Raw genomic sequence first — 12,038 nt, 5'->3', positions numbered from 1 at the left:
ATGGGCTGGGCGCGGGCATCGATTGCGTGGGCGGTGAGGGTGTCGCGCGTGGACCTCTGACGGGTCGTGTGTGGTTCGGTGTGCGCTTGACCCCTCTCAGTCGGAGATCGGGGCCCGCCGAGCACCGCAACGGGCCGCCCGGTGGGGCGGTGCCAGGAGAGCCCGGCGGAGCAACGGTGGCGGCAGGGCCGTGGAAGCGCGAAATTCAGCGCTGAAATGTGGTGCCTGACCGACCGTGTTCAGGCGCACACGAGTGCGCGTCTTATTGCCCTCGAAATGGGGATCGAACAAGTGGTGCTGCGGCACCGATCGGAGGGTGCTCTGCCGTGGCATGAGAACGGGCGTCCGAATCGAGCGTCCGGAAAAGCGGGGAACCCCACCCCCTTCGGGGGTCACTCCCCCCGGCCCTTCGGGCCTAGGGGGAGTGTACTACTAGAAATTGCGCCGCGCCAACATATTTCGGGACGCCCATGTCACACGCCTGCGGCGGTGCTGTGTCGACCGCGCAGCGGGGCGTCGGTTCGGCGCGCCCTTCGTGGACTCGCCGCGCCGGCATCGGGACCGCGTCGACCGCCGCACCGACCCTGCCGGTATCGCTCGCGGAGAGGCGTCTCACACGCGTGCTCGGACGTGCTCGCCGCAGTGGTCGAATCACCGTCGAAACGCCCGGAACTCGACCGCTGATTCGAGCGCTCTGCGGTGGGGGTCCGCGACTGCTGTTCGGAGCGCTGCGGCGGGCGGGTCCGCGGCCGCACCCGCACCGCTCCGGCACCGTGCGGCGAACACCGCCGACACAGCGAACGAGTCCCCCTGGATGCCTGCCTCGCCACGGCGTGCGATGCGGCACACACACCGGGTCTCGGTGAGCGGCGCGCGGACCGCTGGGATCCGGGGTCGCCGGGATGCTCTACGTGGGACACCGACGGGCTCGGGACGGTTCCTCGAACGCGTCGCCCGGAAGTTATCCACATACCCCGTTGAATCCGGCGCGCGTTTGTTGCCACAGTGCTCCCGCATCACTCCCGCAGTGGTGTCGGGCCGAGCGAAAGGGGCCGCGGTGAACGCGAGTCGTGACCCGGTCGAGGACTGGGTGGTTGAGCAGTACCGCGAGATCTTCGGCGACTGCGACACCGCACGCGCAGGCACGCAGGTCGATTCGGACGCCCGACCCGACGCGCATCGGCCGCTTCACCCCCTCCTCACCGATCGCTGTCGCCGGCGCCGGCGCGGCGGTGTACGCGCCACGGCTGCTGCCGGCCGTCGACGGCAACGAGACCGCGACGGGCCTCCTCACACAGCTGCACGGCTACCAGTGGCCTTTGCTCGCTGTCGCTGCCGCACTGTGCGCGCTCGATGTGTCCCGCTACCGCGCGCGCAAGTGGACTCAGATGCTCGAATCCGTGGTGCGTCAGACCACCGGTGACCTTCCCCGGAAGGTCACCGTGTCACTGGCTCCCCGGCGACGGACCATCTGCCGGGCGGCGATCACACTGCACCCCGGCACAGTGATCCGGCCCAAGGCGTTTTCACGAGCTGACCTGGGCAATCGAGGAGGCATGCCCTGGCCGCGGCAAGCGGGAGGTCCGCCTCGAGCATGAGGCGCACAAGAATCGAATCCATACCAGCCGCGCCGAAATCATCCCCGACACTCGCTCCCCGCGGCACAAGGCGCTGCAGGCGGCGCTCGATGCCGGCGCGATCGTCAAAGACGCGAAGGTCACCGTCGACTCGGTCGACGAGTATGGCGTCGAGACCGGCTCGAGAACGGCGTCGAGAGCACGTTCGAGCCGCAGGGCATTGTGAAGTGGTTCAACGGCGAGAAGGGTTTTGGATTCATCAAGCCCGATGACGGCGGAGCAGACCTCTTCGTGCACTTCTCGGAGATCGCGGGCAGTGGCTTCAAGGCACTCGATGAGAACCAGCGGGTGGAGTTCGAGGTAGGCCAGGGGCAGAAGGGTCCGCAAGCCCAGAATGTGCGGCCTGTTTAACAGATCGGCGTGGCCGCATCCAGATGGGTGCGGCCCATCCTGGACGCGCCTTTCATCAGGACGTTCTAACGGGAGCGCTGATCGGCGGCGTTTCGAGCCCCAAGCTGGGCGCGGACAGTCCTGTAGAGGGATCCGTCTGCAGGACGGATTTCGAGGTCTACGCGCTCGATGGAAGGGTGGCGGTGATCTCCATCCTCATGCATCGCGAGCGGCGCGTCCGTCGGCGACTGCACGGGCGAGACGGCGCCATCGGTCGGCCGACCCGTGCGTGATCGATGGCGGGGCGACCGGCCGGAGCGGTCCTTCGGTGCCTGTTCGGCGCCGGGAACCGCGCCCGTGTCGTGGTCGTGTCCTCAGTCGCCGGTTCGGGTGACGTCGACGGTGTACTGGTAGGTGGTTGGGCAGTCGCCGTGATGGGTACTGATTCGGCGGCCCGCGAGTTTTTGGGCCGGTCCCTCGCCGGCGCCGGTGCGGTCGAGGGTCACGCGGTTTTCGACGAACTTGTTCCCTTCCGTGGAGTCGCAGTTCTCCGGGGCGCCGGTGTAGGCCCAAGTCCACTGGCCGTTCGCGTACAGGTACATGAGCCCCTCAGGGGTTGCGTCGGTGATGAGGATCGAGGCGCACCGGTCGCCGGTGCGCAAGCAGTGGGTCCGGAAGCGACCGGTGAAGTTCTCCCGAGCAGGCGTCCCGCCGGGTGGTACCACCGCCGGGGTGAAGACGAGGTTGTAGGTTCCGGTCAGCGCCGCGCCGGGTGAGGTCGGGCCGATCGGCGCTATCTCGGTGGGCGGGGTGAGCGGGATGGTGGGGTCGACCTCACCGGTGCGGCGGAGGGTGATGCTGATCTCGGTTCGCCGCGCGCAGGGGTCGCCGCGATATTCGACCTTCGTGCCCGTCAGGGATTGGCCGTCCGGCTGCGGGCCGTCGAGTGTCAGTGTCCGCGAATCCCAGGCCGGGACGTCCTGGAGCGGGGCACCGGTCTCGGGGTCCTGGCAGCCGGTGTCGGATAGTTCCCTCACGGCGGACCATGTTCCGTCGCTGTAGTCCATCACGAACTGGGTCGGTGGCGTTCCGGGTGGATCGGTGGGAAGACTCGGGCTGGTGACCGACGTGACGCAGGCACCGGTGGCGGCGGGACAATGGGTGCGGACCGCCCACCGCAACGTGTACGCGGACTCGCCGCTGTCGTCCACGCCGTGGGTGGCCTGCACCCGGTACGCCGCGTCGTACATGCCGTCGAACACCATTCCCGGGTTCTGGACTGCCCGGTCCGTGTCCTGACCGCGCCAGAGCGTGTAGCCCACGGCGCCGAGTGCGACGACCACGACCGCGACGATCAGTGTCGCGGGGCGCCGCCACCAGGGTGCGGGACGCCCAGCGTGGGGCGGACGCTCCGGCGGCCGGTCCGTGCTCGGCGGTCCGAGGGGTGGTGGCGCGGAATCCCGCCGACGTCCGCGGGCCCACGCTTCGGTCTGCTGCTGCGCCGCCTCGTCCGGTTCGGTCGGGACCGTGGGGCGCCGGACCGTCGTTGCCGCCTCCGGTGGGGCCGGTGGCCGGGTCGGGGCGGGGGCCGACCGGGGGTCGGCTGGTTCGAGTGCCTCTCGCGCGGCGGCGGTCAGGGCCGCACAGGTGGGGTAGCGGTCGTCCGGACTTTTCGCCATCCCGTAGGCGATGACGTCGTCGAACCCGGCCGGGATCCCGGGTCGGGCGAGGCTGGGCCGGGGTGGGGGCGCGGTCAGGTGCGCGATGCTCTGCTGCTCGAAGGTCTCTCCCGGGTAGGGGGGTGCGCCGGTCAGGCATTCGTGCAGCACGCAGGTCAGCGCGTACACGTCGGTGCGCGGATCGGCCTGCCCGGTGGTGAAACGTTCGGGGGCGGTGTAGGCGAGGGTGCCGACCGGCACACCGGTGCCGGTCATCACCGGCTCCCCGGCGGCGCGGGCGATCCCGAAGCCGGTGAGGTACGCGAAATCGTTGGCGCACACCAGGATGCCAGCCGGTGTGACGTCGCGGTGCACCAGCCGTGCGGCGTGCGCCGCGTCGAGGGCTGCGGCGACCTGCTCGACGATGCTCACCGCCCGCCAGGGTGGTAGCGGCCCGTCCCGGGCCAACAACGCCGTCAGCGCGGTGCCCTCGATCAATTGCATGTCCAGGTAGAGGCGGCCGTCGATCTCCCCGTAGCCGTGGATCGGGAGCACGTGCGGTTCGCGCAGCGCGGCGGCGGCGTGGGATTCGCGGCGGAACCGTTCCTCGAACACCGGGTCCGCGGTCAGGTGCGCGGGCAGCACCTTCACCGCCACGGTCCGGTTGGTGGCGGTGTCGTGGGCCGACCACACCTGTCCCGTCGCACCGTCGCCGAGCGGCCGCTGCAACAGGTAGCGCCCGAACCGGGTACCCGTCATCGCCGCCTCCAGGGAGTGAAGGCACTGACGAACCCACCACTCCGCCCACACGCACACCGTCATGGCTCGGGACCGGGGCGGGCGGGCGTCTGTCCGCGAGCCCTCTGTTCCAGGGCGGGTTCCTGCGTCCTTTGTGTTGCCAACTATGCCGCATACCCGGCGGTCAGCGCACCTGCACCGGCACGGCACGGTGGCGATGCTCGACGAGGCATGCGGTCGCACGCCTGACGACGTGCGCCACCGTCATCCGAGCACCCGACACAGGGAACGTCGACGCCTTGGTCGTCGACCCGAAGCACTGCGATGATCGGCGCCGCCGGCCTCCCGCGCCGGCCGGGGAACCCCGGCATCATCCGGACTAGCATGGACTCCGTGCCTCCTCTCCCGCTGTGGAAGCGCCTGTATCTGCTGTGCACACGCCCCGACGGCCAGGTCACCGAGTACGACGAACTCGGCGCACTCGTCCGGGCGGGCGTTCTCGCCGAGCTCTACCTGACCGGTGAGATAACGGATCGCACGGGCCACGCGTATGCGGAGTGCCGGCAGGCGCATCCGGGCGCGCTGGAACAACAACTCATCACGCAGATCGCCGCGTCGAGGCCGCGCACCTGGGAACACTGGATCGGCACCGATCCCCGCCCGACCGAGAGACTGGCCCGGGATCAACTCGTCAGCGAGGGACTCGTCACCCCGGAACGACACCGGGTCCTCGGCATGGTTCCCCACACCAGATACCGGGCGTCGGACCTGGAGTTGACGGCGCGGCTGCGGGCGGCGGTAGAGGACACATTGCGCGCCGCCAAGGCCGACGAGCCCGACCACGACGCCATGACGCGCGCGGCTCAGGACGCCCTGTCGATGCTCCCGGACAATGTCAAGTCCCTCCCACGGAAACAGAAGCGTCAGCTGAGGGCCGAGTTCCGCGCGCGGGCCGAGGCGAACCTTCGGGCCGCCCATCCGCGCGGGCAGGGACGCGCGGTCGACGACACCGACGCCGCGTTTACCGCACTGGCAGTTCGAATCCCATACCGCTGCAAGAACTTCCAAATCAAGGGGGACTACTACGACCAAATCAGGTACTTGACGAAACGCATCGGTCCGATCGCCCCGGCCTTGTCGTCGGTGTTCAGCGGAATGAAATGGGCGCGCGCCGCCAGTACTACCTGAGCGACGTGACAACCGATGGTGTCGGCGCCTGGGGCCATCGCTCGCGCCGAGCATCGCCGCGGGCTGGACGTATCACGACCGGCAACACGTCGTTGGTAGAAGAACGAGAACGGGATCAGCGATGAATGACGAGCCGTGGCCGCCGACGGGCAACGAACCGGACGAGCTGGTACTTCGCCCGTCATCGCTTTCCAGCGCCGTGACGGTCGTGTATTGCGTGGTGGTGCTGGCGCCGCTGGCGGCCATGGTCGTCGCCGGCGTGTTCTTCTTCACCATTTCGTTCGGACCCCGCCTCGGCGCCGTAGTCGCCGCCGCAGTCTGCGCATTCCTCGGGCCCGCCATGCTGATGATCGTTCCCCTCGGCCTCCAGGCCGTCCGGAACGTCAAGCTTGTCGTGACCGGAGCCGAGCTGAATCTTGTCGGCGAGTCCGGTCGTCTCAGCCGCACCATCCCGATCGTGGCTGTCACCGGCGTCTGGAGCGCCCTCCTCCCGCCGGGCGCCTCGGGTAGCGACGTTCCCAGACGCCCGAAGCGGGTGTTCATCGTGACCGGCGCGTCCGGGTATCGACCCATCGTCCTCCATGGCGAATGGTCACCGCGCAGCCTCCACGAACTGTGGCAGCGCCTCGGCCGCGGCCCCGTTGACGTCGGCAGAATGTCCGTAACGGAACTCGAACGGCGATGTCCTGGGACGAAGGAGTCGCTGGTCGAATTGTTCGGGGACAACGGGAAGTTCTGGTGGCGGGTGTACGGCGTCGTGGTGGGGTTGCTGTTGGCCTACATTGCGGTTGTGACGCTCGTTCAGCTGGTGTGAGGTGGCTTGCAGGCATTCACGAAACCGTGTTCGCCGAGGCGAGACCCATGCAACTCTCGGCGAACAGTGGCAATCCCCGGAAACCGCAGAGAATCTGGTTGTCCGGATTTGATCTTGGTCGGGGTGTCGAGGGCCGCGTGGTACGGCGGGCAGGGGCGGCGCGCCTGCCCGCCGTACCACTGCGCGTTGAGGGGGCCGTTGAGGCTCCGGGGTCAACGGCGGGCCGCAGGCCCATCGCAGCGGTCGCGGCCGCTGCGATGGGCCTTGACGCCGGAGGGTGACGTGGCGGGAGATCCGGATTGTCGTCATTGGTCATCGTTTCTCCCGTGAATGGCGAATTGACGGGCAGAGGGCTTGTTTCATAGGCAGGTTTGAGGGGTAGTGGGTGCGGACCCGCCGCCGGAACTCGTCGCGGGTCCTCTGGTGATTCCGGCGGCGACACTCGTCAAGCGGGCAACGATCGTCGGCGGTGTCCGCACCGACGGATTCCCCCGGCGAGCGCTGCCGGCGGCTCCGACACGGCCACGCCGGATTCGCCCGGGTGGTCGGACGCGCAGGCTCTCAGATCACGCCCGACGTGTCGGCGGCGAACCCTCGACGTGTGCGCGGAAGTCGTCGGCACCGCCGGCGGTGGTGCGTTCCGGTCGCCGCGGGTGATACTGAGACGAGCAACCTCGGGACATGAGCAGCCTCGGGACATGAGCAGCCTCGCTCGGTAGATCGGATCGCAATGAGATCCCCGGAAGAGGGTCGCACCTCAGGGGTACAGACCAAGGGTTCCGCACTCGCCTCGTCGGTGGCCGGCCGGCGAGGCGTGAGGGGATTGTGTGCGCTGCTCGGGCTGCTCCCGGTGGTTCCGCTGCTGGCCTGGGCGTACGGGCTGGGTTCGTTTCGGTTGTGGTTCTGGTTTGTCACGGTGCCCGCGCTGGCCCTGCTGACGACCGCGGGGGTGGCGACCGCCCGGTGGCCCGCGTACCGCGGCCTGCACACCGCACTGGTGGTCGGCGCGTTCGGTGGGCTGGCGGGCACGCTCGCCTACGACCTGTTCCGGATCCCGTTCCTGTTGGCCGGGTATCGGTTGCTCGCCCCGATCGACTCCTATGGTGTGTTGATCGCCGGTGCCGAGTCGTCCGGTCCGTGGACCGGGCTGCTGGGCTGGCTCTTCCACTTCGGCAACGGCATCGGCTTCGGCATTACCTACGCGGTGATCGCGGCGGGCCGGCGCTGGCAGTGGGCCCTGCTGTGGGGGCTCGCGATCGAGACCCTGGCGGTGGCCTCGCCGGTCGCCGGCCTGTATGCCCTCCGAGGACCGGGGCTGCTGGCGATCGCCTACGGCGGACACCTGGCCTACGGTGCGGTGCTGGGCCCGCTGGTCGCCCACCCGGAGCGCACGATGCGCCAACTGCGGGAGGTCAGTGCGCACACCGTCGGTTACTCGATGCTCACCGTCCTGGTCGTGCTGGTGGCCTGGCAGCACCCCTTCCGGACCCCGGCACCGGTGCGGGCCGGTGAGCAGGTCGACGGCGGACCCAGCGCGATCGTGCGCGAGGGTCGCTTTTACCCGGAGTGGCTGCGGGTACCCGGCGACGGTTGCGTGAGCCTGCGTAACGAGGACGCGGTCGGGTACGTGCTGGCCGATGCCGTCGGCGCCCCGACGCTCGAGCCCGGCCGGATCACCCGGGCGTGCTTCGCGACCAGTGGCGAGGTGATGCGGGTCCGCACCTCCCCGGCACCGTATTCGGGGGGATTCGTGATCGTGGACAAGGTCGGGGGGCTGAGATGAATTCTCACCTCACCCGATCCCGCTACGCACCGGTGCAGCCATCCGGGTCCGTCCCGAGGTGTGCGGCTCTGTGCGGATACCGGTCGGCGGGTTTGTCACGCGTGGGCCCGGTGGCGGCACCGCTCCGGGTCGTTCCGGTGATGCGGTCCTGTCGTAGTGCCGACCGGGGCAGGGGGCTGCGATGAGCGCGGGCGGATCCCCGGTGTCCGTTCCCACCGTGGGAGACGTCGCGCGGGGGTTTCCCACGTGGCTGCGCACGCACCTGTTCGCGGCGCTGACCGGTGCCGTGGTCGGCGGTGTTTTCGGCTACGTGTGGAATGTGTGGCTGATGGCCGTGCGCTACGAGGGATATATGGTGCCCGGTGGTGCGCCGGCCACCGGCCAAGGCTCCCTTATCCAGGGTTCCCTGTTCTGGGGTCTGGCCGGCACCGTCATCTTCGGGGTGGGCGGGTACTGGCACGCGGTCGGCACCCAGCGTTTCCTCGCCGACCTGCGCGGGCTGCCCCGCGCCCTCGCCGCGCTGATCGGCGGCGACCGCGCCGCCCGGGTGCATCTGCTGTGGGGGGCGGCGGCCGCCATGCTCGCCGCACTGATCCTCGCGCCCTCGGTGGGCGCGGTCCTGGCGCTCGGGGTGCTGGTCGCCGCTCCCGGGCTGATCGGCAGCATCATCGCGGACCTCGCCAGCCGGATCTGGTCCGGACTGCTCACACAGTTCGCACCCACCCGCCGCCACGCCGTCACCGGCGTCACCGGGATGACGGTCGGCCTGCTCGGCTCGGCTGCGGCCCTGCTGGCGGCGTACGTGATCCCCAGCACAGAGGTCAAACTGATCCTGGTTCTGGTGCTGGCCGGCGCCGCCCTGGCGATCGGCCGGATCGGGCCGCCCCCGGCGGTCACCCTGCTGCTGATTGCCGCAATTCCGGTACTGGCCTGGCTGACCAACCCGGCCCTCGCGTTCGCCGACGACGGCGGATGGCAGGAATGCCAAGCCGACAACACGCCCTGGCTCAGCTGCACGGGCACCCCCGCCGTGTTGGGCCACGCGGCCGTCGGCGGCGCCGCGGCCGCCGCCGGCGCGGTCGCCGGCACCTTCCTCGGCACCCTCGCCGGAACCCAGGGCAACGGCGACGGCCGCGGCCCGCAACCGGCACCATCCCCGGACCGGCCCGACGACCGCGCCGCGATCAACAACTGGATCCAGCAACTCCTCCGCGACCCCGCATTCGCCCAGTGGCGGGCCACCCACCCCGGCTACCCCGATCCGCCCAGCAACACGGAATTCAACGCCTACCTGAACTGGCGACACACCCACGGCCTGCCGGACCCGCCACTGCTGTTGCCCAGCCAGCGGCGTCCGCGGCCCGTGGACACTTCACAGCCACCGCCGCCGCCGGAGGGTGACGTCGCACCCCCACCCCCGCCCGACCTACCGCCGGGTCCCGACGAACCGCAGCCGGACCCGCACGCGGTGTCGTCGACCGGCCCCGCGGCGGGACGACCGGGCGCGGGCCCGGTCGCCGGACCCCCGGCGCCGCCCCTGGGCACTGTGGTCGACAGCCGGGTCGTCTCCGGCGGCGATGCCCGCCGCACGTTGTGGGCGGCCACCCACCCCGCCGGCCAGCCGTACGATCCGAACGCCCCCCTGGTCGCCCCCACCGGGGGTTTCCCGCCCGGCATCAGCGGCGGCGGATTCAGCACCCGCCCCGACGGCACGATCGACCCCCACCAGCCCATCGCGCTGGTGGTGGACTGGTCTCACCCCGCCACGCCGCCGACCGACCAATGGCTCACCCCACCGGGGAAAGGGTTCGACGCCACCGCGCTCGCGTCGACGCTGCAGCAGAACTTCGGGGTCCCCGCCCACACTGTCACCGGCCCGGACGGCACAACCTACGTGAAGGTGCCGGACAACCTGCCCCCGAATGTTGCCGGCTCCGCGTACGGCACCAAGACTGTCGGGGGCCAGTCGGTCTTCGACCCCAATAGTCCCATCCTCATCTCGCACTGGCCGGCGCCTCCACCACCACCACCACCGCCACCACCACCACCACCGCCACCGCCACCACCACCACCGCCACCACCACCACCGCCACCACCGCCACCACCGCCACCGCCACCGCCTCCGCCTCCGCCTCCGCCTCCGCCGACCCCGACCCCGACCCCGACCCCGACGGCCACGCCAACGCCGACCCCGACACCGACCCCGACGGCCACGCCAACGCCGACCCCGACACCGACCCCGACGGCCACGCCAACGCCGACACCGACCCCTACACCACCGCCGATGTCCGAGGACGCCAAAGCCGCCCGCCGCGCGCAGCTGCAAAAACAGATCGACGAAGGGGTGACGGAGCGTGACAGCGAAAGCTGGTGGGAAGCGCTACATGGGGCAGGGGAAACCGGCGCCGGGGTAATCGGCCACGCCGCCGATACTGCCTTCAGCGTCGCCTCGAATTTCCTGCCTACGCCGGTTGCGGGGCTGGCGGCTAACGCCGCGTACACGACGGTCAAGGACATCGCCGGCGGTCTGGCGAGCGAGCAGAGCAGGACACAAATCATTGCCCACCTCGTCGGGGACAACCTCAACAACGCTGGCTGGTTCTTAGTTCCGGGTGGCGTCGCCACACAGATCAAGATCGCAGCCGGTGTCGGTTGCAAGGCAACCGGCGAAGCCGTCACGGCGTTCACGAAGTGGTTAGGCGGCTGGAAGTGATCGGAACGAGGAGGTGGCGACGTGGCGGTTGAACTCGATCTCGACGCAGAGGCGTTCAACGCGCTGGCGGCGCTGGTGGACGGCCCGCACAGTCCCGTCTCACCCTGGGCGGGGGTGAACGGGACGGTCACCGACACCGCGCGCGCCCGGTTGGCCGACCTCGGTGTCGTCGACGACACCGCGACCAGAAGGGACCTGCAACCCACCCTGGCGGCGCTCGCGGCGGCGACCGCCACGACCACGGTCAGGTTCGTCGGTGCCGGTGTCCTCGTCGATTACATCGTGTGGGCGTCGGTCGACCATGACCCCGTCGCACTGTCTGCCACCAGGGAGCCGGGCGTGTTTCGCCTCGAGGACCCCGCGCCCACCGACCGGGTGACCGAATTCCTGACAGGATTGGTCGGGCGAAGCCAGTGGCGCGGCCTGGACCTCACCCTCGAACTGCCGATCGAGGACAGTGTCGTCCTCGCCGCGCTCATCGACGTGCAGCGCCGCCGGATCCTCTCCGGCCTGGCGACCGGTCACCCCGAGGCCGACGTGCCGGTCGAATTCGCGCAGCTGCGGACCACACTCGACGAGCCGCCCACGACCGGATTCTCACTGGTCGACGCGATCGGTCGGCTGTGCGGAGTCGAGGCTTCCCGCGCCGGGGCCGGGTTGACCGATTCCATTGCGCGACTGGCCCAGCAGGGGCTCGTGGACGCAGACTCCGAGGCCGCGCGGCCGGCCGGGCCATGTGCCCCGATCGCCGAACATTTCGCGGCGATCACCGCGATCGTCGAGCTGACGAACGCGTTCGACGACGGCCACGGCGGCCTGAACCGCCTCGGCTTCACCTGCCTGCAGACAGGTATCAACGACCTCATGACCGTCGAATGGATCGACCGCGGCATTCACCTGGAGACCGTGAGCGCCGACACCGTCGTCGGCTACCTCAACCTCTTCCTCCGTCAACCGGACTTCGCACGACGGTCCGCCGCGGCCACGACCGACAACCAACAACCGGAGGTGCGAACCCAGCCGGTGACACCCGACACCATCAGCACACCGGCGTCGACGGGGGGAGACGCCATCGAGGCGCCGCCCACACCACCCACCGAAAACCACTTGTGGCGGCCGACACATGTGGTGCCCGCCGGCGGGATGCCCGCGTGGTCGGCCCCCGACCCCGACGGGG

Annotated in this window: 8 protein-coding genes; 7 read left to right on the top strand and 1 reads right to left on the bottom strand. The window is 70.0% G+C overall.

What is annotated here, in order from left to right; all coding sequences use genetic code 11:
- Positions 1 to 1,094: 1,094 nt before the first annotated feature.
- Both QM806_RS38310 and QM806_RS38305 read left to right on the top strand, forming a co-directional pair.
- Positions 1,095 to 1,598, top strand: a complete 504-nt coding sequence (locus tag QM806_RS38310; RefSeq protein ID WP_283294871.1) for a hypothetical protein — start codon at positions 1,095 to 1,097, stop codon at positions 1,596 to 1,598.
- A 198-nt stretch (positions 1,599 to 1,796) separates the two neighbouring features.
- A complete protein-coding gene (locus tag QM806_RS38305; RefSeq protein ID WP_283294875.1) occupies positions 1,797 to 1,988 on the top strand; it encodes a cold-shock protein in 192 nt (63 codons plus the stop codon).
- A gap of 353 nt (positions 1,989 to 2,341) precedes the next feature.
- On the opposite strand, the gene QM806_RS38300 is transcribed toward QM806_RS38305, so the two are convergent.
- A complete protein-coding gene (locus QM806_RS38300) occupies positions 2,342 to 4,384 on the bottom strand; it encodes a serine/threonine-protein kinase (protein ID WP_283294870.1) in 2,043 nt (680 codons plus the stop codon).
- A gap of 363 nt (positions 4,385 to 4,747) precedes the next feature.
- On the opposite strand from QM806_RS38300, the gene QM806_RS38295 reads away from it, so the two are divergent.
- The 5 genes from QM806_RS38295 to QM806_RS38275 form a co-directional block, all read left to right on the top strand.
- Positions 4,748 to 5,551, top strand: coding sequence for a GOLPH3/VPS74 family protein (locus QM806_RS38295; protein WP_283294869.1), 804 nt, complete (start codon positions 4,748 to 4,750; stop codon positions 5,549 to 5,551).
- A gap of 121 nt (positions 5,552 to 5,672) precedes the next feature.
- Positions 5,673 to 6,365: a hypothetical protein gene (locus QM806_RS38290; protein ID WP_283294868.1), complete on the top strand. Its 693-nt coding sequence runs from the start codon at positions 5,673 to 5,675 to the stop codon at positions 6,363 to 6,365.
- 730 nt (positions 6,366 to 7,095) lie between these two features.
- Positions 7,096 to 8,148 carry a hypothetical protein gene (locus tag QM806_RS38285; RefSeq protein ID WP_283294867.1) on the top strand — a complete coding sequence of 351 codons (1,053 nt, stop codon included), beginning with the start codon at positions 7,096 to 7,098 and terminating at the stop codon, positions 8,146 to 8,148.
- 181 nt (positions 8,149 to 8,329) lie between these two features.
- Positions 8,330 to 10,861 (top strand): hypothetical protein, encoded by a 2,532-nt coding sequence (locus QM806_RS38280; protein WP_283294866.1) that lies wholly within the window; start codon positions 8,330 to 8,332, stop codon positions 10,859 to 10,861.
- Positions 10,862 to 10,882: 21 nt separating this feature from the next.
- Positions 10,883 to 12,038 (top strand): hypothetical protein (locus QM806_RS38275; protein WP_283294865.1); only part of this gene is annotated, 1,156 nt, incomplete at its 3' end.

It is taken from the genome of Rhodococcus sp. IEGM 1351 (assembly GCF_030056875.1).
Taxonomy (GTDB): Bacteria; Actinomycetota; Actinomycetes; order Mycobacteriales; family Mycobacteriaceae; genus Rhodococcus_F; species Rhodococcus_F opacus.
This window is presented reverse-complemented; position numbering and strand designations above follow the sequence as displayed.

Excerpts from the sequence above, each read along its gene's own strand:
- QM806_RS38300 (WP_283294870.1), bottom strand. The coding sequence starts at position 4,384 with ATGACGGGTACCCGGTTCGGGCGCTACCTGTTGCAGCGGCCGCTCGGC.
- QM806_RS38295 (WP_283294869.1), top strand. The coding sequence starts at position 4,748 with ATGGACTCCGTGCCTCCTCTCCCGCTGTGGAAGCGCCTGTATCTGCTG.
- QM806_RS38290 (WP_283294868.1), top strand. The coding sequence starts at position 5,673 with ATGAATGACGAGCCGTGGCCGCCGACGGGCAACGAACCGGACGAGCTG.
- QM806_RS38285 (WP_283294867.1), top strand. The coding sequence starts at position 7,096 with ATGAGATCCCCGGAAGAGGGTCGCACCTCAGGGGTACAGACCAAGGGT.
- QM806_RS38280 (WP_283294866.1), top strand. The coding sequence starts at position 8,330 with ATGAGCGCGGGCGGATCCCCGGTGTCCGTTCCCACCGTGGGAGACGTC.